The organism is Marilutibacter maris (assembly GCF_003233695.1).
GTDB classification, from domain to species: domain Bacteria; phylum Pseudomonadota; class Gammaproteobacteria; order Xanthomonadales; family Xanthomonadaceae; genus Marilutibacter; species Marilutibacter maris.
This window is the reverse complement of the sequence record NZ_CP029843.1, coordinates 660,020-683,338: the sequence shown is the minus strand read 5'-3', so window position 1 is coordinate 683,338 and position 23,319 is coordinate 660,020. Positions and strand designations below refer to the sequence as shown.

General features: G+C 64.1%; 20 protein-coding genes, 1 tRNA gene and 1 pseudogene. 8 read left to right on the top strand and 14 right to left on the bottom strand.

The features are described 5' to 3' along the window. Positions 1 to 39: 39 nt before the first annotated feature. The 7 genes and pseudogenes from C9I47_RS03015 to C9I47_RS02995 all read right to left on the bottom strand — a co-directional run bounded on the left by C9I47_RS03015 (position 40) and on the right by C9I47_RS02995 (position 7,901). A complete protein-coding gene (locus C9I47_RS03015; protein ID WP_190238588.1) occupies positions 40 to 1,161 on the bottom strand; it encodes a cysteine desulfurase family protein in 1,122 nt (373 codons plus the stop codon). A 735-nt stretch (positions 1,162 to 1,896) separates the two neighbouring features. Further along, complete coding sequence (locus C9I47_RS03010; protein ID WP_223250409.1) at positions 1,897 to 3,465, bottom strand: hypothetical protein; 1,569 nt, start codon at positions 3,463 to 3,465, stop codon at positions 1,897 to 1,899. Between the two features lie 110 nt (positions 3,466 to 3,575). Beyond that, on the bottom strand, positions 3,576 to 3,761 hold the full coding sequence (locus tag C9I47_RS18065) for a hypothetical protein (RefSeq protein WP_262982920.1): 186 nt from the start codon (positions 3,759 to 3,761) through the stop codon (positions 3,576 to 3,578). Further along, positions 3,718 to 4,020 (bottom strand): annotated as a pseudogene (locus tag C9I47_RS18235) (TniQ family protein); the annotation flags it as partial. The pseudogene C9I47_RS18235 and the gene C9I47_RS18065, both read right to left, overlap by 44 nt. Positions 4,021 to 4,046: 26 nt before the next feature. Beyond that, on the bottom strand, positions 4,047 to 5,123 hold the full coding sequence (locus tag C9I47_RS03005; RefSeq protein WP_111265424.1) for a TniB family NTP-binding protein: 1,077 nt from the start codon (positions 5,121 to 5,123) through the stop codon (positions 4,047 to 4,049). After that, the gene (locus C9I47_RS03000; RefSeq protein WP_111265423.1) at positions 5,110 to 7,152 is read right to left on the bottom strand and encodes a Mu transposase C-terminal domain-containing protein; all 2,043 of its coding nucleotides are present in this window, start codon (positions 7,150 to 7,152) and stop codon (positions 5,110 to 5,112) included. The genes C9I47_RS03005 and C9I47_RS03000 overlap by 14 nt, the downstream gene beginning before the upstream one ends. After that, positions 7,146 to 7,901, bottom strand: a complete 756-nt coding sequence (locus C9I47_RS02995) for a TnsA endonuclease N-terminal domain-containing protein (RefSeq protein ID WP_111265422.1) — start codon at positions 7,899 to 7,901, stop codon at positions 7,146 to 7,148. Before C9I47_RS02995 ends, C9I47_RS03000 begins: the two co-directional genes overlap by 7 nt. 843 nt (positions 7,902 to 8,744) lie before the next feature. On the opposite strand from C9I47_RS02995, the gene C9I47_RS02990 reads away from it, so the two are divergent. Then, positions 8,745 to 10,091, top strand: coding sequence for an AlbA family DNA-binding domain-containing protein (locus C9I47_RS02990; RefSeq protein ID WP_190238586.1), 1,347 nt, complete (start codon positions 8,745 to 8,747; stop codon positions 10,089 to 10,091). 126 nt (positions 10,092 to 10,217) lie between these two features. Here C9I47_RS02990 and C9I47_RS02985 read toward each other — a convergent pair whose 3' ends face one another. The 7 genes from C9I47_RS02985 to C9I47_RS02955 all read right to left on the bottom strand — a co-directional run bounded on the left by C9I47_RS02985 (position 10,218) and on the right by C9I47_RS02955 (position 16,304). Continuing rightward, positions 10,218 to 10,850: an HAD family hydrolase gene (locus C9I47_RS02985; protein ID WP_111265420.1), complete on the bottom strand. Its 633-nt coding sequence runs from the start codon at positions 10,848 to 10,850 to the stop codon at positions 10,218 to 10,220. After that, positions 10,847 to 11,356 (bottom strand): 3'-5' exoribonuclease, encoded by a 510-nt coding sequence (locus tag C9I47_RS02980; protein WP_111265419.1) that lies wholly within the window; start codon positions 11,354 to 11,356, stop codon positions 10,847 to 10,849. The genes C9I47_RS02985 and C9I47_RS02980 overlap by 4 nt, the downstream gene beginning before the upstream one ends. Next, entirely contained in the window at positions 11,353 to 11,838 is a 486-nt protein-coding gene (locus C9I47_RS02975) for a 3'-5' exonuclease family protein (protein ID WP_111265418.1), read from the bottom strand. The genes C9I47_RS02980 and C9I47_RS02975 overlap by 4 nt, the downstream gene beginning before the upstream one ends. Positions 11,839 to 11,866: 28 nt before the next feature. Continuing rightward, positions 11,867 to 11,959 (bottom strand) — tRNA-Ile (locus tag C9I47_RS02970). Between the two features lie 285 nt (positions 11,960 to 12,244). Continuing rightward, a complete protein-coding gene (locus C9I47_RS02965) occupies positions 12,245 to 13,102 on the bottom strand; it encodes a TSCPD domain-containing protein (protein WP_111265417.1) in 858 nt (285 codons plus the stop codon). Between the two features lie 121 nt (positions 13,103 to 13,223). Continuing rightward, on the bottom strand, positions 13,224 to 13,805 hold the full coding sequence (locus tag C9I47_RS02960) for a hypothetical protein (RefSeq protein ID WP_407067491.1): 582 nt from the start codon (positions 13,803 to 13,805) through the stop codon (positions 13,224 to 13,226). A gap of 351 nt (positions 13,806 to 14,156) precedes the next feature. After that, a complete protein-coding gene (locus tag C9I47_RS02955; protein ID WP_111265415.1) occupies positions 14,157 to 16,304 on the bottom strand; it encodes an adenosylcobalamin-dependent ribonucleoside-diphosphate reductase in 2,148 nt (715 codons plus the stop codon). A 608-nt stretch (positions 16,305 to 16,912) separates the two neighbouring features. On the opposite strand from C9I47_RS02955, the gene C9I47_RS02950 reads away from it, so the two are divergent. Genes C9I47_RS02950 through C9I47_RS02920 form a run of 7 tightly spaced genes read left to right on the top strand, consistent with a single transcriptional unit; the run spans position 16,913 to position 22,963 of the window. Further along, positions 16,913 to 18,370: a trypsin-like peptidase domain-containing protein gene (locus C9I47_RS02950; RefSeq protein ID WP_111265414.1), complete on the top strand. Its 1,458-nt coding sequence runs from the start codon at positions 16,913 to 16,915 to the stop codon at positions 18,368 to 18,370. 57 nt (positions 18,371 to 18,427) lie between these two features. Further along, entirely contained in the window at positions 18,428 to 18,796 is a 369-nt protein-coding gene (locus tag C9I47_RS02945) for a hypothetical protein (protein ID WP_111265413.1), read from the top strand. A 7-nt stretch (positions 18,797 to 18,803) separates the two neighbouring features. After that, on the top strand, positions 18,804 to 19,328 hold the full coding sequence (locus C9I47_RS02940) for a phage holin family protein (protein WP_223250257.1): 525 nt from the start codon (positions 18,804 to 18,806) through the stop codon (positions 19,326 to 19,328). Next, complete coding sequence (locus C9I47_RS02935; protein ID WP_111265412.1) at positions 19,325 to 19,699, top strand: hypothetical protein; 375 nt, start codon at positions 19,325 to 19,327, stop codon at positions 19,697 to 19,699. Before C9I47_RS02940 ends, C9I47_RS02935 begins: the two co-directional genes overlap by 4 nt. Beyond that, on the top strand, positions 19,696 to 20,784 hold the full coding sequence (locus tag C9I47_RS02930) for an AI-2E family transporter (RefSeq protein ID WP_111265411.1): 1,089 nt from the start codon (positions 19,696 to 19,698) through the stop codon (positions 20,782 to 20,784). The genes C9I47_RS02935 and C9I47_RS02930 overlap by 4 nt, the downstream gene beginning before the upstream one ends. 38 nt (positions 20,785 to 20,822) lie before the next feature. Next, on the top strand, positions 20,823 to 21,593 hold the full coding sequence (locus C9I47_RS02925; RefSeq protein WP_111267925.1) for an HAD family hydrolase: 771 nt from the start codon (positions 20,823 to 20,825) through the stop codon (positions 21,591 to 21,593). Then, entirely contained in the window at positions 21,590 to 22,963 is a 1,374-nt protein-coding gene (locus C9I47_RS02920; protein ID WP_111265410.1) for a leucyl aminopeptidase family protein, read from the top strand. Before C9I47_RS02925 ends, C9I47_RS02920 begins: the two co-directional genes overlap by 4 nt. Positions 22,964 to 23,319: the final 356 nt, after the last annotated feature.

Below are 23,319 nucleotides of genomic sequence, written 5' to 3'. Positions count from 1 at the left end.
AGCTCCTCGTGAGTCAATGTTGCGGCGCCACGAGGAGGACTAGCCCCTGAGGCGGCCCACTGCGTCCGTGATCAAGGCCACAGCCCGGTCGATCTGATCGGTGGTGGTCATCCTACCTAGCCCAATGCGCACAGACTGCGACGCCTGCTCCGGGGACAACCCTAGCGCCCGCAGGACCTTGGATGGCTCTGGGGTCCCCGCGGTGCAAGCCGACCCCGTGGAGAGGGCCAGGGACGGCACCATCAGCATCAGGCTGTCAGCATCCACATCCTCAAAGCGCAGATTGAGGTTGCCTACCCAGCGCTGGTCGGCGCTACCATTCAGATGGACGCCACCGATCTGTTCGACAAGTTGCGTCCACAGTCGGGTACGCAGCTCTGCCAGGCGGGCCACCTCTGTCGTCTCCTCCTCCTTCATCAGCCGGGCCGCTTCCCCAAACCCGATGATAAGAGGCGTTGGCATGGTGCCGGCGCGTAGCCCCCCCTGTTGGCCACCGCCGGTGATCTGCGCACGCATGCGCGATCGCGCCGCCGGCCCCACGTACAATGCCCCCACTCCTTTGGGGCCATAGATCTTGTGCGCGGAAATGCTCATCAGATCGATGCAGTTGCGCTTCACATCAAGTGGCACGCGACCGAAGCCTTGTGCGGCATCGACGTGAAAGAGCACGTCACGCGAGCGGCAGAGTTGCCCCAGATCCGCGTACGGCTGGATAACTCCGATTTCGCTGTTGACCGCCATGACTGAAACGATGCGAGTCGTCGGCCGGATAGCGGCTTCAACAGCCTCAGGATCAATCAGTCCATCCCCATCTACTGTAACCAATGTAATTGCGTGACCATCTTCCTTCAGAGCAGCCAGCGTGCCTAGGACGCTCTGATGTTCTGTCAGGGCACTGATGAGGTGCGCCTTCTTGCCAGTCGGCAGTGACCCACGTAGTGCCAGGTTGTTGGCCTCCGTCGCTCCGGATGTAATCACGATGTCGCCCGCTGACACCCCGATGACGTCAGCAATGCCAGCCAGAGCCACCTCAATTGCCTGCTGCGCCTGGATGCCGAAGCTGTGTTCCACGGAATGCGGATTACCGAACTGCTCCGTGAAGTAGGGCAGCATGGCGCCCACGACGCGGGGGTCGACGGGCGTGGTCGATTGGTAGTCCAAGAAAACTCGCGCTTCTGAATTGGTCCCTTGTCTATCCATTCTCGCCACTGGGTGCTGTCCAGAGATGCCATTATGGCCCCCATAGCGTCCGTTCGCAGCAGCCTGCGACCCTGCCCCACTCATTCGCAGAACCCATCTTGGCCACTCTTGAGACGTTGCCACTCGCCCAAGCGGCAACTCAAGCCACATCGTTCGCCCTTCTCACCGCCACCACCTCTTGCGATTACGAAGTCATTGCGCGTGACCGATCACTCGAACCTGGGCACAAGCCTGTGCCGCCAAACTCGCGCGACACTCGACTCTTTACCCTCAAAGCCAAGGATGGCAGAAAGCCCACTTCAATGAACTCGATCTCCGTTCGAACGTCTAGGTCTGCCGAGGAAGCGACGACTGGATTTCTGCGACAAGCGTGAGCGAAGCCGATACCGAGGGTGTAGGTAGGTTGAAGCCAGATCACCCCGAGCAACTTAACGAGTGCCACGACTACTTAGCTGCCGATGAAAACGCCACCGGCACGGAAGAACCGGCATCGCCGTCCTGACAGAAAGTACAGAAGCGCTGTGCGCAATGCTCGCACGACCCTGTGCCAGAGCAGTGGCTGCCAGGATGGGTCTTGTAGGAGCGCTGAATAGTCACTGGGCGAATACACGCCCGCACACAGTAATGGGCGGCGATCCGCCCACTGCCCTACTGGAGCTACGTCGGAACAGCTCTATGAAGCTCCACGTCCAATCGTCACCTCAGCGCCCACCTCCCATACTGATTCACGCTAACTAAGCGCGCCGCATCTATGACGGCATCTATGCTTCCTTCTACAACATCCAGGGGGCGACACTCGTCAAGCCACTCGCTTGGCGTAGAAAGCCACCTCGCTTGGATCCACCCATGAGGATCTTCTGGTAGCAAATGCAGAAGTTCCTCAATCCCAGCCCTCACATTGAGCCCATCAAACTGGAACGACGGATACACTCGCCCTCCCCATACGGGGAGCCAGACTCCAAGCAGTTTCTTTTCGCGCTCCAGCTTATTGGCATCTCTTCCCTCGAAGCCCCACAGATACTTCTTGACATTTCTATCCAATACCCAATCTTTTATCTCCTTACACAACTCATCCTGGATGCTCTCAAGCCGTCGCCACTCACCCTCCCAATGGGCGACAAATTCCTGTCGAGCCGCATCGCTCATCCTCCTATCGCCATCGTCAACTCCTGCGATAGCAATGTCTTTGCGCTTGACCCCTCTGTCCACAAGCAGGTCAACCATCTCTGCAACGCTTTCAGATCTGAGCACCTCCCCCCCTCTGGGGTACAGGGCGGCTAGGCTGGCGGGACCCTGACCATCTGTATCCCTACCTACGATCACGGGGCAATGGCCACTCACTTCAACTTCGACGTTCTTTCCGCTCGTCTCAGCTCGACTTTCGTCAGGCGCCCACATCTCGTGATGCCTCTGCTTAAGATCACGAAGCAGCTCGATTCGACGCACAATGCTTTTTGTCGTTCGAAGGTTCACCCCATTCTCGGTAATTCCTCCAGGCGTCCCATCGACTGAGTATCGCTTGGCCAGCCGTAACAGCACTTTCGCAAAGGAAGCAACGTCCTCTTCCGAGAATCCTTTGGCTCTTCTGGCGTGATGACGGGATTCGTAGATTCCCACCTCCCTGGATGCCAACAGCAACGACACTGAGATTCCGATGGTTTCCGCGGCATCTCGCACGTGCACAGGGGCGTACCGGGATACCTTCCAGCGACGTAGCCACTCCATATCAACCAGAAGATTCCTGTTCCGTCTTTGGTAGTCCGCCTGGATAGCGGGAACTTCACCCGACTTCACACGCTTGATGAGGGTCCTGGGATCCATCCCGATCTCTGCTGCGGCTTCGAGGATCGTACCCCATGCGTTGGAGACTGGAAGCCGAACCCGGTCTCCACGAACTAGGCGCTCACGAGGCAAGTACTTGGCGCCGAAACAGTAGATCTGTTCCTTTAGAAACGCGAACTCGGACGTTGCCGACGCCTGCTTGGCGTTATCCAATGTATGAAGTGCCCAGTAGAAGGCGCTGCGGAATCCGCTACCAAATATGTCGCCCTGCACTGCCTCCGCATAACGATCAGCCAGATGACGTTGAAACGCATGCGGCCAATCATTGAGAATCTGCGCCGCTTTCTCCAACTGGCCTGCAGTCACGGGACGGTCTCTCCTTCGTCCGTGAATGATCGTCCCCCCGTCGTTCGGCAGTTGCTCGACCAACACAAAGACCAAGCGGCTGATCGCATAGATGCTCAAGTGCTGGAGATGCGACATCTGCTCCGGGAATGGGCGGATGTCGTGGCGACGATAGAGTGAAGCTTCTATAGCTGCAGTCAGCCAAGCCAACGCCTCCGTACACTCCGGCGCGGCCGCCCTTTGAGTGGTCAGATCCGCACCACATCTGCATTTTCCCAGCGCAGGTCTATTCCAATCCAAGGCTTTCCCGCAGCAAGTACATGCTTCGAGCAACCGGATACGATGCCGCGCACACCAGTTGACCAATTTGAGGTGCCAAGCCGCTTCATGCCGTTCGCTTTCAGCAATGCAGACCGGACAAATACGAAACGCATCCATGCGAAGCTCAGAAGTATGAATCTCCTGACCGAGCAATCGCACAGTGGCACGCGATCCACGCTTTGGTGGTTCCAGGCATAGTCGCTTTGACACTGCCTCCGAGACTCCCGCCATCTCCCGAAGCATCCCGGAAGTCACTTGTCGATATCCGTTCTTGCGAGAATGCTCAACTATCCCAGCAAGCAGGAAAGATGGTCTGGGATACCCATTGGCTGAGCACAGGGCATGCAAATAGCCTGTCACGCACTCAGTCATAAGCGGAGTGGGCGTAACGACCAATCTCATGCTGTCCCCCTCAGCGCTTCCTTTGCTCTACGGGCGAACCGCTTACGCTCCCTGGTGATCTGGACGACTTCGGTGGATACAGGCATATCGCACGTGACGCTAACTTCTCCGCTATTGTCTGCGTAGCTGTCTTCATTTGCGATAGCCACGACCTGACTCAGAAGCACTTCACTCCGGTACTCGTCGTCCCCTTCCCCGAACGGCCCCTTGGCTAAAGGAAACCTCGCCGCATACCAAACAGCCTGATAGAAAGCCGTCTGCAGATCTTCGATACGGATCTTCGCGACACCTTCTTCGATAGCGTTATGCACCGCGCGCTCCAACAACTTTGCCAGATTGCCGACTCGGCCGGCAGTTGCCAGATAAATGCGGATCGCTATGGCATCACCCGCCAGATCTGGAAGCTCAAAGGGATGGAGCTGTACCTGAAAAGCCTTCAATATTCCTCGAAACTGCCTCCGCTCCGCAGCGTTCCGCCAGTCAAACATTGGCAGCATGATTGGTGCGTAGAATCGCTCTCGCAGTTGGCGATTACTCCATATTACCGATGCGGATTCCGGAAGACCTGCGGCCACCAACGCCCACTGCTTGCTGTCCACCAGCATCTTTAGCCAGTCCGCAGTGCTTCTGAGGCGTTTCCTCTGGCCTTTGTCCGAAAGGTGCTGAAATTCATCCAGAATGATCATTCGGCAGCCGACTTTCTCGAGTAGAGTAAGCAAGCGATGGGTCTGATTAGTTTTCGACCCCCGATACCAGTATGGGTCGCCCAATGCTTTGAGTAGATCCTCAAGCAGTCCCTTGACGGTGCCATTTTCTGGGATCTTTGCGTAGACCACAGTTTGCTTCATGCCCTCTCGAGTGATCCTTCGTGCATGTTGCTGGACGAAGTCCCCCAGTAGGGTGGATTTACCTGTTCTCGTGTCGCCTATCACATGCAGACAGATCGGATTAGCCGACATGCCAACCGATCGCAGCGCCAGACTCAGTTCTCTTCTTCCGTGAACGAATGCCTCATGATCCACGCGAATCTTGGCGATTAGATTCCAATGGCTGGAGAGATCAACGGACTCCATGAGCGTCTCCTACAACTACATCGACGCGTCGGCTGGACAGCTCGGGCACCCAGTCGCCTTCCCCATCATCGCCGCAGGTCAGCCCTGCCTCAGTATCTGGCATACTCAGACACTCAAGACCGTCGTTTCGAGCCACCACCTCTTCCGCCTCTGGCTTCATTGACGCGTTCCTGTCACTTCCCTCAAGGAACCGACCGATGCGTTTGGACAGACGCTTTGCCTTTCCACGCTCCTGTTCAAGTGCCGCCTGGATACGCTCTCTGGCTTCCAGAAGACGGATGTCCAGTCCATCGTCGTCCCTCAATCGGCGCTGGTACCTTTTGCATACTCTGTGCTGCCAACGAGTCATTCCGGCTGCATAGGCCTGGTCCAAAGCAGGCACGCGGATGAGCTCGTGTCCATCCGGTGACACCACAACGAGACTGCCGATGTCATCGTCCATGACCCTGACTTCGACCGTGATCTCGCTCCCGTGAAGTTCACGCAACGCGCGCAGGTCGTTCGAGTTGTATAGAAGACCGTCGAACTCAATTCCCTTGTGTGTCAGACGGCGAGTAGCGCTGCGACTGAAGGCCGCTTGGACCGATAGCGAATTGGGGGGAAGCCAGCGGTCCACGCTGGATATATCTGTCATCCAGGCGGCTGCCGGACTTGTTCCAAGACCGCGATGGGATTTCTGGTGATAGATGTCGACGATCCACGTCAGGATCACCCGGCGCAACGCCTTCAAACCAACGAGCGCGTGCTTGGCCGGGTCGTAGTCGAACTTCTCACTGATCGAGGAGAAGGTTTTTCCTGGAAGGGTGTCGAGAAGACCAGTGTTAATTGTTCCGAAGAATCGTTCGATCTTTCCCTTGAACCATGGCTTTTTCCTAGGGCAGAACTGCAGGACGATGCCAAATCGGCCTATGACGTTCTCCAAGGTACCGCCATGAAGTTCCATTCCATTGTCGGCGACCAGTACCTCCATTACGCCCCATGCATCCCAACCATTCGCGAGGTCAGGGCACTCTGCAAGAAGCTCCCCTTTCGGCATCAGCGCGCAGCGTGTAGCTCGGACCACGCTCACCGCGCTCGGCTCTTCGAATCCGAGGTAGAAGCCAAGGATGTATCGCGTGGCCTCATCCAGCACGAGGGTGAGCCAAGGACGCCCCAGCGGTAGTCCTGTCTCGTCATCCACCACCATCACATTCAATTGGCAATGATCAATGGAGGCGCGGGCAAGCGGAGCGTCGGCACGAGGCCCCAACCCGGCCGCTCTGAAGCGAATATCGGCCAACCGTTTCCCGTAACGCGCTACGCACACTTCGTATCGATTGAGGTTCGAGATCCTGTGTTTGAGATAGCCATACGTCGGCCGCTGAAGTCGCTCTGACTCCAGCCGCGTTTGATTGGCCCTGGCGACACGTCCTCTAAGTATTTCCAGGCAGCTCTCGATGGTTGGCCGCTCTGGCTTCAGGTAACAAGTCTCAATAACGTCGTCAGCTAGCTCGTCCACCTCTGAGCCATAGCGCGATTCACTGTTCCCCTTGCAGTGATCTCGATCGCACAAGGCACGGATGTCTTCGCCCGCCTCATGATAGGAGCGCCGCCACGTGGCCACCGTCGTGAAATGAGGCGGATTCTTGAATGGCTGACCATCCTTCCAGAGCTTCTCATCATCGTAGATCTCCTGGATGAGGGGCTTGATGATTGTCTCGGTCAGGGGTGCTCGCCGCAGACGAGTGACGTACACCAGCTTCGCCTTCGCCCGGCGCCAGAGGTCGCCAGGGTAGGACTGACGGAACGCCTCGACGGCTGCATCCCTGTATGCACTTTCGCGGCCCTCACGTCCTGCTTCACTTCCACCTGGAAACTGGAGCTTTCCCTCACTCCAGTAGGCGAGCAGGTTTTCCAGGCTCTCTTCGCGCCACCTATTCGATGATAGGCACTCGAAGGTCCACATGTTCGGCTCTGCTTTGCGCACGAAGCGGCAGGCTTCATCCTGAAAGAAGAAGCGCTGTCCCACCTGGAAGCTTCCCTTCACCATGGCAGCGTCCTCCAGGTGTTGGAGCGACCCGGTAGGCAGACTGGTGTCCGCGCGGTTATTGGCATGGAGCGGTCAGCCCACAACCTTCCCCTGATAAGTTCGCTCGCGATCCAAGCTGCTTGTTGGTTTCGACTCACTGACCAGCCGAAGTCTTCCAGACGGATTGACCCGTGCTGCCTCACCCGCTCATAGGTTTGCAGCGACCACGGCAACGATCCAGATTCCTGGCCACGCCTGAGTAGTACACGGGCATTTGATAGCCAGGATCCTCGGTTGATTTCGGCGTCAGTCAGCAGTCTGTAGTCCCAACCGAAGTGAGCCAGTCTGTTGACCAGTAGAGTCGTTCTGCGCCTGACCTCGTCGTCGACGGTGTATGAGTACTTGACCTCAATGAACTCCCGCCTGTCTGTGGTTCGCACGACAAAATCTGGCACATGCACATGCCGCTGCCCGGCAATCTCGTAATTGATGAAGGCGGGCTGCTCGGAGAACTCCGCAACTTCAGGAGACGCATCCAGGAGTTGGGCCACCTCCACTTCCAGGACAGACTCACATTGAACGATGCGACCCAGCTTCAAGGACCAGAACTTGTACGCCGGCCGCGGGGCACCGCGATGCACAAGGCGGCGGACGCGAATCTGTCCGTTGGCTGGGGGCGTGATGTAGAGAGGGAAGGAACGGTCTTGGGCGACTTTCGAGCAAGGCAGGCCCGACCAAGGTGAACAGCTTCGGTAGTGCTTGGTTGACATAGGATCATCCTCAAAGCCGGCGCTCCCATAAACTGGGATTTTTCATCGGCATCAAAGGGGATCCGGGCAAAACCCGCCCGTGGGCCATGAAGGCCCATTGACACGGGGACGGGAGGGGGGCACCATGGCGACAAAGCGAGGCTAAGCTCTATCGCTTTTTTGGGCCCAGATGCTCTGCCAGGAGCATCTGGGCCTTGTGCTTTCTAAGCCCGGAGTTGGATAGTCAGACAATCGGCGCTTAGATCATGTGGAGCCCCCCTTCACGTGAGTATCCTGAGCCGCCTCCTTCGCCCCTCGGCGGGAGCTAACGGGAGGTCGGCCCTTGCTGTTTCCTGCTACGGATGATTGCAGGCCTGCCAGATAGGCCGCGACGTCCTTGGGCGTAGCCCACCAGCCGCGACGGTGCGCGATACGCATCATGGGCAACTTAAGAACTCCACGACGCCGAGCCTTGCTCAAGGCGTCCGTGCTCGGATAACCCAGCAAGCGAGCTGTGGTGGCGGAGTCGAGCAATCCCCCGTACTGCTGAAGGAGCGTCGATTCGACGTCGGAACCCAGCTTTTGCACGACAGTGTCGCCCTTGACCGATCCAGTCCGGACTATATCGGCCCAGGCCGCCACAATCAATCCCAAGTTATTGATTTTATTATCGTTATAGTATGTTCGCTAGCTTTAGAACAACGAAAGTATGCACACGCATGAGCCTTGGGGCAGACGCATGCGCGTGCCGTCTACATATGCCTGGGATCCATGTAACCATTGGGCCGGACGCGTCATCGAAGCCTGATAGCACTCCAGAGCATGATGTATCTTGCATCGTGGGATTCGAAGGGACCTGCTGCCTTGGCTGACATCGCCGAACACCTGCAGGCGCTCGTGGATGACCCGCGCGAGGCGCTGAATATCGAGGTCAAGTGCTGGCTGGATCTAACCAGCAAAGACGACCAAGCCACACTCGCTAAGGCCGTCATCGCGCTGGCCAACCACGGCGGCGGTTACCTAGTGCTGGGCTTCAACGAACTGGTGGACGGATCGTTTGAGTGCCACCTGCCACGACCGGCCACGCTTGAAGCCTATTCGCAAGACCTTATTGCGCGCATCGTCACCACCTACGCCGATCCGGCCTTCCAAGTCACAGTCGAGCGCGCGACTCGCAAATCGGACGGCGGCGTGCATCCGATCGTGCACGTACCCGGGGGACATCGGGCGCCGATTATGGCCAAGAAAGGCAGCCCCGACCAGAAAACGCTGATCGCCCACCGCGTCTATACGCGCCGCCCCACCCCCGAGAGCGCTGAGCCAGCCAACGCTGTGGAATGGCGTGACCTGCTTGATCGCTGTATCCGAGCGGGCCGCGATGACCTGCTCGATGCGATCCGCGGCGTGCTCGATGGGCGTAACGTCGCCGCATCGCCACCAACCCCTTCGCTCCTGGACGAGCTGAAGGCCTTTGCCGAAGCGGGGCTGGAACGCTGGTGTTCCCTAGCACCACCGGCCACACACGCCGAGCCGACCGATCCACCAGGCCACTACACAGTGGCCTATCAGATTGCCGGCGACATTCCCAAACGCACACCGGCCGAGTTGATGGACTTGCTGCTGACCGTGCCCGGCTTCACCGGCTGGCGACCGTGGTGGGTGCCCACACGCGACGGCATACGTCCGTATCAATACGACGATGTACTGGAGTGCTATCTGGGGCAGGGAAAGCAGCGCATCTCGGACCCGGCGCACGCCGACTTCTGGCGCGCCAGTCCGGCTGGGCGCCTGTTCTTGCTGCGTGGCTTTGATGAAGACTCCCATCGTGACACGGTCGCGCCGGGCACTACCTTTGACATCACGCTACCGGTATGGCGCATGGGTGAATGCCTGTCGCACGCGGCCCATGTCGCACAACGCCTGACCGGCGAACCGCGTCCGGTGACCTTCTACTTGACCTGGAAAGGCCTGGCCGGGCGCCAGTTGGCGGTACTGCAAGGCAATCGTTGGATGGACGAGGGTCACTTTGCCCAGCAGGACTACTACAGCACGTCGTTGACTGTGCCCAGCGACCAGATCGCCGATCGCCTACCCGAGCTGGTGCATGAGGTATTGAGTCCGGTATACGCTCTGTTCGACCTGTTTCAGTTGCCCAAATCGCTTGTCGACGAGGAGCTGCAGCGCATGCGGGGGAATCGCAGCTTCGCCTAGAGCGATGAGCACAACACAGCCGCGGCCACTGCCCGAAACGCACGATATGGCCGAACTCATACAGGAACGAGATTGACAGGCCGGACCTACTCATCGTTTGACGTGCTATCACGTCAACGCGGATCGCTACGCCGGCGAATCCCGGAGCGACTCACCCAACCACCATTCGGCGAAGGCACGCAGATCGATGTGTTGCGAGTTCACGTGGGCCAGTTCTGCACCGACATTCGGCGAACCTCCCGGCGCTCTCAGGATCAGCGCCTTGTGCACACCCGTCGGCAGACCGCGGTGGTACGGCAGGTAGTCGTCAACGAACGCCAGTGGCTGCAGCTTCACGACGGCCGCAGCTTTCGGGCTGACCTCTCCGGCCTCGCCACCGGTCACGACCACATCCGCGATCGGAAATCCCAACACTTCCAGGTTCCGCTGCCGGGCCGTGGCATAGGCTTCGTCCAAGGCCGAGATGCAGACCAGGCGATAGCCGGCATCGACTAGTTGCTGGCAGGCTTCGACGGCTCCGACGATCGCCGGGATCGTCGACCAGAACGCTTCGTCGAACGCGGAACGGAAGGTGGCCAGACGTTCTCCGGAGAGACGAACCACGGCCCAGCGGTCGATCGGCCAATAGGCCTGTGGATCACGCAGCTCGGGCAGCGTGCCGAAAGCCTTGGCCCAGGCATGCGCGTAGGCCGTGCTGTAGTCGAGCAGGACACCATCTGCGTCCAGCGCGATGGTCTTGCCTTTGGGTGAGTTGGTCATGGTGTGTCCACCTTCAGCGCCCTGCAATACGCCCAGCGCAACGCTTCGGCGTCGACCATGGCATGGTGCTTGCGGTCGACCTGCTCGGGGTGCTCGATGAAGTAGCGGTCTATCTGGCGACGCATGGCATCACACTCTGCGATGAGGGTGGTCACCACCTTGGGCACAGGCCGCAGGTGTGCCAGTGCCGCTACCGGCAGGTCAAAGCCGTCGAGCACATGGCCGAACAGGGTGCCGTCGACGGGGTGGTCGAAGAGCACACAGGGCTCCGAAATCCGTGACAGGAAGGCGCGCAGATCTCGAGTAAGGTCGATGGGCTGCCGGGCATGGAAGCCGTGATCGAGAAGCGGATAGACAACGGCCCGGACGAAGTCGTTGGGGTGTTTGGGGAGCGGCGAAACCTCGCTGTAGAAGCGATCCTGGCCGTCCTCGGAGACCAAGGCGAGGCTCACCAGTTCGCGGCCAAGGTTGTCGGCCCATTCACAGTCGAGAAACAGCCGGGTCATGACCTGGCGCCTCCAATCTTCTCGAATGCCCAGCGCAATGCCTCGGCGTCGACCATCGCGTGATGGCGCCTCTCCCTGGCTTCTGGCCGGGCGTCAAAGTAGTCCTCGATGCGCATCAGCACGTCGCCGAAGATGACCAGCATTGGGCGCCAAGGCGGCGCCGGCGGCCAGCCCGGCTGCCCGAAACCGCCCAACGCGTGCGACAGCAGCGCGAAGTCCTCGCCGGCATCGGCCAGGATCAACGGATCCTCGAAGCTCGCCAGGAAGGCGCGCAGGGCCTCGGTGAATGCAAGGTCCGGCAACGCGGTGATCCCGCGGTCGAGCAGCGGGTAAACGACTTCGCGAACGAAGTCCGATGGAGTGCTCGGCAACGGATCCCGCTCCGCATAGAACCGATGCTGGCCAGACGCATCGACCAGCGCCAGGCTGACCAGCTGGTGGCCCTCGGGGTCACTCCATTCGCAGTCGAGAAACAGGCGCATGCCATGCATGCTCCAGGCAGGGTTGTAGTGGTGCCCCTGGTCGGGCTCGAACCGACACTAGCCGCTTATCTGGCGCTGACGGGATATAAATCCGCTGCTCTACCCATTGAGCTACAGGGGCGCGATCGATCTCTTCGATCACGCCTGTATTCGATGGTCGAGGGGAGATGCGCAACTCATAGCCAGAGCAAATGTAGCAAAACTACGGCCCTTGTAGGGGGACAACGGCCGAACTCGCAGCTGGAATATCCCAACTCTGGGGCCTTCCTTCGGTCACAGCGCCCCACGCGAGCGAGCCATCACTACTAGTATCTTATGCCCCTCGTACTAGCGTCTTTTGGGGGTCAAACTAGCGCCTTATGGGCGTCCCCACATCTCGCCCCCTAGTGGCTATAAGCTGGAAAGATCACCCACACTTCGAATACCCACAATTCAAACAAGTCGCACACCCGTCCATGATGACGAGCGCCTTGGTGCTGCACTTGTGGCACATGGTCGCCGACGGCGGGAACGACACACCGCCGTCGCCGGTGACTTCGACGTCTTCCTCGCGCCGCTCGGCGCGGACCCGGGGTTCGGGGAACAGCTCGCCGCTGCGGTCGTCGGCGACGACCGGGGCCTCGACGACCGGCATCGCGCCGGCCGGGCTTATTTCAGAGTTTTTTTTTGAGTCCAGCGCGGCGTAGGCGGCGCGCTTCTCGGCGATCAGCTTGCGCTGGGCCTCGCTGAGCTCGGGGTCCTTGATCATGCCGATCGACTTGAGGTGGTCCTCGACGATGCTGCCCAGCTCGGCGACCAGGGACGGCATGTAGACGCCGCCGGCCTTGAAGTAGCCGCCGCGCGGGTCGAACACCGCCTTCATTTCCTCGACCAGGAAGGTCACGTCGCCGCCCTTGCGGAACACCGCGGACATGATCCGGGTCAGCGCCACGATCCACTGGAAGTGGTCCATGTTCTTGGAGTTGATGAAGATCTCGAACGGGCGACGCTGCTCGAACTCGCTGCCGGCGTTGAGCACGATGTCGTTGATCGTGACGTACAGGGCGTGCTCGAACAGCGGCGTCTTGAGCTTGTAGGTGGAGCCGATCAGGGTCTCGGGGCGCTCGATGCGCTCGTGCATCTGGATGACGTTGTCGCCGAGCGCCTCGGCCTCGGCCGCTTCGCGCTTGACCGCCTCGGCCTTGGCGGCCTCGGCCTGCTTGGCCTTGTCTTCCGGGGTGACGACGCTGTAGCCCTTGATTTTCTTGTCGATCTTGACGGCCATCGGCCCTGCTCCTGATGCGTTGTTGCGGTGGTGCGTGCCGGGGCGCGTGCTGCGATGCGCCGGGGCGGTTCTGCCTGAACCCTCCCCCGGTCGGGGGAGGGGGTTACGGCTCGGGGCTTGCTTACTTCTTCTTGGCCGCCTTTCTGGGAGCGGCCTTCTTCACGGCCTTCTTCGCTGCCGTTTTCTTCACGACCTTGCGCGCGGCCTTCTTCGGTGCGGCTTTCTTCACCGTCTTCCTGGCGGCCTTCTTCGGTGCGGCCTTCTTCACCGCCTTCCTGGCGGCTTTCTTCGGCGCGGCCTTCTTCACCGCCTTCCTGACGGCCTTCTTCGGTGCGGCCTTCTTCACCGCCTTCTTGACGGCTTTCTTCGGCGCGGCCTTCTTCACCGCCTTCCTGGCGGCCTTCTTCGGTGCGGCCTTCTTCACCGCTTTCTTCGCGGTCTTCTTGGCGGCCTTCTTCGCCGCCTTGCGGCCCTTCAGCGCGGCTGCCTCCTTCTTGGCGGCGGCGCTGGCCGCGGCCAGCTTCTTCTTGGCCGAGCCGACCGCCTTCTTGGCCGCCTTCTTCGCCTTGGCCACAGTCTTGCCGGCCGACTCGCCGGCCTCCTTGGCGGTCTTCTCGGCGTTCTTGCGGGCCTTGGCGGCCGCCTTGCGTACCGACTTGACGACGTCTTCGGCCTTGTGCGCGATGCCGGACGCGGTCTCCATCGCGTTGTCCGCGACCTGCGACAGGGTCGCCGTTACTCCATTGCCGTTGCTCATGTGCCCTCCTCGCGGGCGTATCCGTTTCGATCTTGTGGTCGAGTCAACAACTGGTTGGGACTTCATGGAGCGCCTGGCGATACCGCCGCCGATGCTGGACCTGGTTGAGCGGTGCTCCAATGGCGATGCTATACCTGCCGTGCGCGCAATCAAGATGCCTGCATGCGGGGCGGGCAAGGCCTCTGGAGCCGGGTGGCGACCGCCGTTCCGCCACCCCGGGACGATCCGGCCGCCCCCGCCGCCGACCGCGTGCCGGGACACGGCCGGGACGCTCCCCGACCGCGACCGCGGACCCGGTCAGAACTTGCCGTAATAGCCTTCCTTGAGGGCGTCGAACAGGTTGGCGGCGGTGTGCATCTCGCCGTCGTACTCGATCTGCTCGTTGCCCTTGACCTCGACCACCTGACCGTCCTCCAGCTCGAAGCGGTAGGTGGTGTTCTCCAGGTCGGCCTCCTTGACCAGCACGCCCTGGAAGGCGGCGGGGTTGAAGCGGAAGGTGGTGCAGCCCTTCAGCCCCTGCTTGTGGGCGTAGGTGTAGATGTCCTTGAAGTCCTCGTACGGATAGTCGGTCGGGACGTTCGCGGTCTTGGAGATCGAGCTGTCGACCCACTTCTGGGCGGCGGCCTGGACGTCGACATGCGCCTTCGGGGTGATGTCGTCGGCGGCGATGAAGTACTCCGGCAACTTGGCCGCGGCGTCGTCGCTGAACGGCATCGCCTTGGGGTTGACCAGCTCGCGGTAGGCCAGCAGTTCGAAGGAGAACACGTCGACCTTCTCCTTCGACTTCTTGCCCTCGCGGATCACGTTGCGGCTGTAGTGATGGGCGAAGCTGGGCTCGATGCCGTTGGAGGCGTTGTTGGCCAGCGACAGCGAGATCGTGCCGGTCGGCGCGATCGAGCTGTGGTGGGTGAAGCGGCTGCCGACATCGGCCAGCTCGTCGACCAGTTGCGGAGCGGCCTCGGCCACGCGCTGCATGTAGCGGCTGTAGCGCGCGTGCAGGACCTTGCCCGGGATCTCCTGGCCGACCTTCCAGCCGTCCTTCTTCATCTCCGGACGCTTGCGCAGCATCTCAGCGGTGACCTCGAAGCGCTCCTCCATGATCGGCGCCGGGCCCTTCTCGCGGGCCAGCTCCAGACCCATCTCCCAGCCGGCGATCGCCATCTCCTTGGCGATGCGCTCGGTGAACTCGCAGGAGTCGGCCTCGCCGTACTTCATCCGCAGCATGGTCAGGGTGCTGCCCAGGCCGAGGAAGCCCATGCCGTGGCGGCGCTTGCGCATGATCTCGTCGCGCTGCTGCTGCAGCGGCAAGCCGTTGATCTCGACCACGTTGTCGAGCATGCGGGTGAAGACGCGGACGACCTCCTTGTACTCGTCCCAGTCGAACTCGGCCTTGTCGGTGAACGGGTTGCGGACGAACTTGGTCAGGTTGACCGAGCCCAGCAGGCAGGCGCCGTAGGGCGGCAGCGGCTGCTCGCCGCAGGGGTTGGTCGCGCGGATGTTCTCGCACCACCAGTTGTTGTTCATCTCGTTGACGCGGTCGATCAGGATGAAGCCCGGCTCGGCGTAGTCGTACGTCGAGACCATGATCATGTCCCACAGGTGCCGCGCGCGGATGTGGCCGTAGATCTTGCAGGCGACCAGGCCGTCGTCGCGGACGATGTAGTTGCGGTGGGTCGGCCAGTCGCGCCAGACCACCTGCTCGGGGTTGTCCAGGTCGAGGTCGGTCTTTTCCTTGGTGTTCAACGGGAACACCAGCGGCCAGTCGGCGTCGTCCTCGACCGCCTGCATGAAGCCGTCGGTGATCAGCAGCGACAGGTTGAACTGGCGCAGGCGGCCGTCCTCGCGCTTGGCGCGGATGAAGTCCTTCACGTCCGGATGGGACACGTCGAAGGTGCCCATCTGCGCGCCGCGACGGCCACCGGCCGAGGACACGGTGAAGCACATCTTGTCGTAGATATCCATGAAGGACATCGGCCCGGAGGTGTAGGCGCCGGCGCCGGCGACGAAGGCGCCGCGCGGGCGCAGGGTACTGAACTCGTAGCCGATGCCGCAGCCGGCCTTCAGGGTCAGGCCGGCCTCGTGGACCTTCTGCAGGATGCCGTCCATCGAGTCCTCGATGGTGCCGGAGACGGTGCAGTTGATGGTGCTGGTGGCCGGCTTGTGCGCCAGCGCGCCGGCATTGGAGGTGATGCGGCCGGCCGGGATCGCCCCGCGGCGCAGCGCCCACACGAAGCGCTCGTACCAGTACTGCTGCTTCTCGCTGCCGGGCTCGGCCTCGGCCAGCGCCTTGGCGACACGCTTGTAGGTCGCGTCGATGTCCTCGTCCACCGCCTCGCCGGTCTTGGTCTTCAACCGGTATTTCTTGTCCCAGATGTCCAGGGATGCCGGCTGCAGCTGGATGTCTCTTGCCGCCGGTTTCACTGCCTCGAGGCGCACCGTACTCATGCTGTTCCTGTCTCCTCGTTCGGGCCCGATGGTGAGCCGGGCCGCGTCATTCGAATCTGATTGTGGTGACTGCGCACAACCGTCCCTGGCACCCTGCGCGGCGGCCGCCGCCGACGCGCATGCCCGCGGCAGCACTCAACGCGCCGCGGAAATTCCGTGTTGTCCTGGGCCAAATCGCCGTGTCTGCGCCACTGCATGCCCCCTTGAGACACCGCCTGGGCACCGAGTCGTTCCAAGTCGAACACGAACGGGCGTGTTCACAACCCTTGGGTTCACATGACGATCACAACCACTACATGTTGTGTCGTCCGGCGGGGTCCCAAGCTACGCGTGGCCCCGGAGCCTGTCAACGGTTTTTTGATGTCGGTCACGCAGTTTGCGCTCGTCACCCTGCATCGCCCGTGATCGCGGTCGCGCCACATGCGCGCAACCGCGCCGTCGGTCAGAATTTGCCCGCACCGCGACGACCGAAGCGATCGCGCCGCCGATGCCGACCGGCTTGCCCGGCGGGTTCCGTCGACCGGTTTCATCGACCGGTTTCATCGACGATTTAGCGCGGATGCAGGAGACTGAACCTGAACAAGCCCACCGCCGACCATTCTCACACCATGCAGAACGCGACCAAGACACCGAAGCGACTGCTCGTCGCCCTGACCCTGGCCGCCGCCTTCGGCGGCTTCGCCGCGACCGCGATCCGTGAAGCGACCCAGGCACCGGCCCGGGCCGCGCCTGCCGCGACCGACACCGCCGCGCTGGCGCCGGCCACGGTCGGCGCGCTGCCCACGGCGGTCAACGGCCAGCCGTTGCCGTCGCTGGCGCCGATGCTGGCCCGGGTCACCCCGGCGGTGGTCAGCGTGCACACCAAGCAGCGGGTGCGGGTCAGCCCGTTCGGCAACGACCCGATGTTCCGGCGGATGTTCCCCGAGCTGACCCAGGAGCGGATCAACGAATCGCTGGGCTCGGGGGTGATCGTCGATGCCGGCAACGGCTACATCCTGACCAATCACCACGTCATCGAGGGCGCCGACGAGGTGTCGGTGACCCTGGCCGACGGCCGCACCCTGTCGGCGAACTTCGTCGGCTCCGATCCGGACACCGACATCGCGGTGATGCAGGTCAAGGCCGACGGCCTCGCCGCGCTGCCGCTGGTCAGCGCCGACACCCTGCGGGTCGGCGACTTCGTGGTCGCGGTCGGCAACCCGTTCGGGATCGGCCAGACGGTGACCTCGGGCATCGTCTCCGCGGTCGGCCGCTCGGGCCTGCGCGGATTGGGCTTCCAGAACTTCATCCAGACCGACGCCTCGATCAACCCGGGCAACTCCGGCGGCGCCCTGGTCAACCTCAACGGCGAACTGGTCGGCATCAATACCGCCAGCTTCAACCCGCGCGGCAGCATGGCCGGCAACATCGGCCTGAGCTTCGCGATCCCGACCGGGCTGGCGCGCAACATCATGGACCAGCTGATCGCCAACGACGGCGTGGTGATCCGCGGCGCGTTCGGGGTCGAGACCCAGCCGGTCACCCGCCAGCTCGCCCAGGGCCTGGGCCTGGACGACGCCCGCGGCGCGCTGGTCAACCGGGTCTACAGCGGTTCGGCCGCGGCCGCCGCCGGGGTCGAGCTGGGCGACGTGATCGTCGCCGCCGACGACCAGCGCATCGACGGCCCGGACGCCTTGCGCAACTTCGAGGGCCTGCAGCGGGTCGGTTCGCGGGTCGCGCTGGACATCCGCCGCGACGGCGAACCGATGACGTTGCAGGTGGAACTGCGCGAGCAACCGCGCACCCTGGCCGGCGTCGATCTGGACGAGCGCCTGGACGGCGCCGTGTTCGCCGAGCTGCCCGAGCGCCTGCGCCAGGCCGGCGCCAACGGCGTGCTGGTCGAGTCGGTCGCCAACGGCAGCCGCGCGGCCGGCAGCGGCCTGCGCGCGGGCGACGTGGTGGTCGCCGCCAACAGCGGCCGCTTCGACGACCTGCCCGGCTTCCGCGCCAGCTTCACGCGCTCTCCGGCACAGTTGGTACTCCGCGTCGTCCGTGGCGGCCGCCCCTACAACGCGCTGATGCGCTGAACGGCGGCGCCCTGCCGGCGACACGCCACTTCCCCACCGAGACCACAAGGAATTGCGATGAGCCCCACCTCGACAGAATCGATGAAGAGCCACCTCGGCGACGCCGGCAGCCACGTCAAGCAGGCCGCACAGGACACCCGCGAGGCGGTACGCAACGCCGCCGGCGCCGCCGGCGACGAGCTCAAGCTCGGCCGCGCCAACGTCAAGGCCGACCTGGCCGACAGCGCCCTGGCCGGGCTGGCCGCCGCCGAGGAAGCCGGCGGCGCCGCACGCGAGCAGATGGACGCACTGATGGACAAGAGCCGCGACCTGATCGACAGCGCCGCCGAGCTGGTCCGCGAGCGCCCGCTGGCCTCGTTCGGAGTCGCCTTCGCGGCCGGCTTCATCCTCGCCAAGCTCGCCAGCAGCAACAACGGCAACAAGTAAGTCGCGGGTGAGCGAGGAGACCCCAAGGTCGCAGCCCGACGACGGCGACGGCGGCCCGGCCCCCGGGCGCGACGACGACGCCCGCGCCGCGGCCGGCAAGGCCAGTCTGGAGCAGGCCCTGCGCGACATCGGCGGGGCCGGACGCGAGGGCCTGGGCGCCGCCGCCGATGCCGGGCGCGCATTGCGCGGACTGTTGCTGGCCGACCTCGCGCTGGCCCGGGCCGCGCTCGGTCAGGCGCTGATCTGGATGGGGGTGACGGTGGCGTTCGGCGTCGCCGCCTGTCTGTTGACGATGGCCGCGCTGATCGCGCTGCTGCAGACGCTGGGCATGTCCTGGCTGGGCGCGTTGTCGATCACCGCGGTCACCTGCATCGCGGTGACCGCGCTGGGCGCGTGGATGGCGGTGCGCTACCTGCGCCATACCGGTCTGGACGCGACCCGCCGCCAGCTGCGCCGGGTCGGACTGGGCGACGACGAGGCCGACGAGGACACCGCTGGCGCCCGCGACCGCGACGAGGAGCCGCGCGCATGAACTTCCAGGCACTGCAACGCCGGGTCGCGCGCCGCGAGCGCCTGCTCGATGCCCGCATCGACCGCGTGCACGGCGCCGCCGCCTCGTTGAAGCGCACCTGGCGCTCGGCGTGGACGCCCGGACGCATCGTGATCACCGGACTGGTCGCCGGCTTCGTCGCCGGCCGCGCCGAGCCGATGCGCTACGCCGCCCAGAGCGGCGACCTGATGCGGATGGTCTCGATGCTGTCGAGCGTGTTCGCCAGCGCCGCGGCCGGCGAGGCCGCCGAGGCCGCGCGCGAGTCGGCAGCCTCCCCCCCCGACGAGGGCGCCACGGAGGCGCCCCGCTCCCAGGCATCCCGGACGCCGGCGCAGCGCGAGCCGACGGCGTGAGCGCCGCCGACAACGGCGACAACGGCGCGGCACCGGCCGCGTCGCCGCGTCCGCGCGCCTCCTCGGCGCTGGTGGTGCTGGCGACCCTGGCGATCGCCTTCACCCTGTGGGCGGCGCAAGGCCTGATCCTGCCGATCCTGCTGGCGATGTTCTTCGCCCTGGTCGGCAACCCGATCATCCGCACCCTGCGCCGGCTGTGGATTCCGCGCTTCGTCGCCGCGCTGCTGGTGCTCGGCGTCGGCCTGGCCGGCACCGGGCTGCTGGCGGTGCAACTGGCCGAGCCGGCCGGAGAGTGGATGCGCGAGGTGCCGCGCGAGATGCGCCAGCTGGCGCCGAAGCTGCGCGAATGGTCCAAGCCGGTGACGGACGCCAGCGAGGTCGCCGAGAACATCGCGATGGCGGCCGGCGGCGAGCAGGGCCGGCGCCGCGAGGTCGTGCGCACCGAGGTCAACGACCCCTACCGCTCGCTGACCGCGACCCCGAAGATGCTCGCCTCGGTGCTGGCGGTGGTGCTGCTGACCTTCTTCTTCATGGTCTACGGCGACAACCTGGTGCGCAACGCGCTCGCGCTGCTGCCCGGGCGCCAGCAGAAGAAGGTCACGGTGGAGATCCTGCACTCGATCGAGCTGGAGATCTCCCGCTACGTGCTGACGATCAGCGTGATCAACGCCCTGCTCGGCCTGGTCCTGGCCGGGACGCTGTACGCGATCGGAGTGCCGCTGAGCGAGGCGCTGCTATGGGGCACGATGGCGGCGCTGCTGAACTTCGCGCCCTACGTGGGCCCGCTGATCGGCATCCTGGTGATGCTGCTGATGGGCTTCGTCGCCTTCGACGAGCTGTGGAAATCGCTGCTGCCGGCCGGGCTGTACCTGCTGATCCACACCCTGGAAGGCCAGATCATCACCCCGATCGTGCTCGGCCAGCGGATGCGGCTGTCGCCGCTGGTGCTGATCCTCGGCCTGATGGTCGCCGGCTGGATGTGGGGCATCGTCGGACTGCTGCTGGCGGTGCCGATCCTGGTCTGCGTGAAGCTGGTGCTGGAGCGCATCGAGGGCCTGGACGGCTGGGCGCGACTGCTGGAATGAGCCCGGCGCGAAACGCCGGCCGCGTTAGAATGGCCGCCATGTCCTTCCGCGTCAGCGCGATCACCCTCGACCTCGACGACACCCTGTGGCCGTTCGCGCCGATCGGTGCCCGCATCGAGCGTGTGCTCGACGACTGGCTGCGCCGGCACTGCCCGCGCACCGCCGAGCGCTTCCCGGTCCTGCGGATGCGCGCACTGCGCGAGCAGGTGTTCGCCGAGCGCCGCGACCTCGCCCACGACTTCAGCCAGCTGCGGCGGCTGAGCCTGCAACGGGCGATGGAACTCAGCGGCGACGACCCGGCGCATGCCGACACCGCGTTCGAGGTGTTCTACGCCGAGCGCAACCGGGTCGAGTTCTACGCCGATGCCGAGGCCGCGCTGGCGCGGCTGGCGGCGCGGGTGCCGGTCGCGGCCGTCAGCAACGGCAACGCCGACCTGGCCACGATCGGCATCGACCACCATTTCGCGTTCTCGCTGGGCGCGCGCGAGCACGGCGCCGCCAAGCCCGAGGCGAGCATCTTCCACGCCGCCTGCGAGCGCCTGGGCCTGGCCCCGGCCGCGGTCCTGCACGTCGGCGACCATGCCGACCTCGACGTGGTCGGCGCGCACCGCGCCGGCCTGCGCAGTTGTTGGCTCAACCGGCCCGACGAGCGCGGCGACATCGCACCGTGGCCGCACGCCGAGCCGCGCCCCGACCTGGAATTCGCCACCCTCACCGCACTGGCGGACTGGCTCGATGCCAGCCTGCCGGCCACGAGTTCCCCCGCCCTGCCGGCCACCGCGCCGCCCCCGGAGTCCTGCCCCACATGAACCTGCCCGACGGCTTCACCCACAACGCCCCCGCCGCCCTGCCGCTGGAGGTGGTCACCCGCGCCGGCTACGCGGACTGGCACAGCGCCCAGCCGGCGCCGGTGCAGCTGTGGGCCGACGCGCAGGGCTTCGATGGCTCGGCGGGCACGGCCCTGGTGCTGCCCGCCGCCGATGGCGACATCGCCGGCGCGGTGCTCGGGGTCGAGGACCTGCTCGACCCCGCCGCCTACGGCCACGCGCCGTTCGCGCTGCCGGCCCGCGACTGGTCGCTGAGCACCTCGCTGGACCCGGCGCAGCGCGCCGCGCTGGAGCTGGGCTGGGGCCTGGGCAGCTACCGCTTCACCCGCTACAAGGCACCGCTGCGGGCACCCGCGCAACTGCTGGTGGCCACCGCCGACGACGAGACCTTCGGACTGCTCGCCGCCTGCACCCGGGTGCGCGACATGGTCAACACCCCGACCGAGGACATGGGCCCCGACCATCTGGAGGCGATCGCCCGCGAGATCGGCGCGCGTCATGGCGCGCAGGTCGAGGCGATCGCCGGCGATGCCCTGCTGGAGCGCAACTTCCCGGCCATCCACGCGGTCGGTCGCGCCAGCCACCGCGCACCGCGCCTGATCGCACTGCACTGGGGCGATGAAAGCCACCCGCAACTGGTGCTGGTCGGCAAGGGCGTGTGCTTCGACAGCGGCGGCCTGGACATCAAGCCGGCCGACGGCATGCGCAACATGAAGAAGGACATGGGCGGCGCCGCGCACGCGATCGCGCTGGCCGAGCTGGTGATGGCGCGCGGACTGCCGGTGCGGCTGAGCCTGCTGGTGGCGGCGGTGGAGAACAGCATCGGTCCCGACGCGTTCCGCCCCGGCGAGGTGATCGCGACCCGCGCCGGCATCAGCGTGGAGATCGACAATACCGACGCCGAGGGGCGGGTGGTGCTGTGCGATGCGCTGGCCCATGCCGGCGAACTGTCGCCCGACCTGATCATCGACTTCGCGACCCTGACCGGCGCCGCGCGCATCGCGCTGGGCCCGGACCTGCCGGCACTGTTCGCCAACGACGACGCCGTCGCCCAGGCCTGGCTGGACGCCGGCAACACCCATCGCGACCCGCTGTGGCGGATGCCGCTATGGCGCCCCTACCTGCGCTACCTGACCAGCAACATCGCCGACATCGCCAACTCCGGTTCGAAGATGGCCGGCGCGGTCAACGCCGCGTTGTACCTGGAGCGCTTCGTACCGGCCGGCACCTCGTGGGCGCACCTGGACGTGTACGCCTGGAACGATGCCGCGCGCCCGGGCCGCCCGGCCGGCGGCGAGGCGCTGGGCCTGCGCAGCGCCTACGCGATGCTGAAGGCGCGCTACCCGGGCTGAAGGCTCGGGCTCACGCCGCGGCTCCCGGGCTGCGCCCGGGAATCCCCAAGGTTTGCTTCGCAAACCTTGGGCCCCGCCGTTGCGCCTCCACACCCCCATTCGTGCCTGCGGCACGAATCGCCCCCTGACTCAGGGGGAACGATATCCGGCTGCGCGCGGATATCTCCCAAAGTTTGCTTCGCAAACCTTGGGCCCCGCCGTTGCGCCTCCACACCCCCATTCGTGCCTGCGGCACGAATCGCCCCCTGACCCAGGGGGAACGATATCCGGCTGCGCGCGGATATCTCCCAAAGTTTGCTTCGCAAACCTTGGGCCCCGCCGTTGCGCCTCCACACCCCCATTCGTGCCTGCGGCAC

Coding starts and splice junctions, on each gene's coding strand:
- C9I47_RS03010 (WP_223250409.1), bottom strand. CDS start 3,465: ATGTCGCATCTCCAGCACTTGAGCATCTATGCGATCAGCCGCTTGGTC.
- C9I47_RS18065 (WP_262982920.1), bottom strand. CDS start 3,761: ATGCGTTTCGTATTTGTCCGGTCTGCATTGCTGAAAGCGAACGGCATG.
- C9I47_RS03005 (WP_111265424.1), bottom strand. CDS start 5,123: ATGGAGTCCGTTGATCTCTCCAGCCATTGGAATCTAATCGCCAAGATT.
- C9I47_RS03000 (WP_111265423.1), bottom strand. CDS start 7,152: ATGGTGAAGGGAAGCTTCCAGGTGGGACAGCGCTTCTTCTTTCAGGAT.
- C9I47_RS02995 (WP_111265422.1), bottom strand. CDS start 7,901: ATGTCAACCAAGCACTACCGAAGCTGTTCACCTTGGTCGGGCCTGCCT.
- C9I47_RS02985 (WP_111265420.1), bottom strand. CDS start 10,850: ATGACCAACTCACCCAAAGGCAAGACCATCGCGCTGGACGCAGATGGT.
- C9I47_RS02980 (WP_111265419.1), bottom strand. CDS start 11,356: ATGACCCGGCTGTTTCTCGACTGTGAATGGGCCGACAACCTTGGCCGC.
- C9I47_RS02975 (WP_111265418.1), bottom strand. CDS start 11,838: ATGCGCCTGTTTCTCGACTGCGAATGGAGTGACCCCGAGGGCCACCAG.
- C9I47_RS02965 (WP_111265417.1), bottom strand. CDS start 13,102: ATGGCCGTCAAGATCGACAAGAAAATCAAGGGCTACAGCGTCGTCACC.
- C9I47_RS02960 (WP_407067491.1), bottom strand. CDS start 13,805: ATGGAGACCGCGTCCGGCATCGCGCACAAGGCCGAAGACGTCGTCAAG.
- C9I47_RS02955 (WP_111265415.1), bottom strand. CDS start 16,304: ATGAGTACGGTGCGCCTCGAGGCAGTGAAACCGGCGGCAAGAGACATC.
- C9I47_RS02950 (WP_111265414.1), top strand. CDS start 16,913: ATGCAGAACGCGACCAAGACACCGAAGCGACTGCTCGTCGCCCTGACC.
- C9I47_RS02945 (WP_111265413.1), top strand. CDS start 18,428: ATGAGCCCCACCTCGACAGAATCGATGAAGAGCCACCTCGGCGACGCC.
- C9I47_RS02935 (WP_111265412.1), top strand. CDS start 19,325: ATGAACTTCCAGGCACTGCAACGCCGGGTCGCGCGCCGCGAGCGCCTG.
- C9I47_RS02925 (WP_111267925.1), top strand. CDS start 20,823: ATGTCCTTCCGCGTCAGCGCGATCACCCTCGACCTCGACGACACCCTG.
- C9I47_RS02920 (WP_111265410.1), top strand. CDS start 21,590: ATGAACCTGCCCGACGGCTTCACCCACAACGCCCCCGCCGCCCTGCCG.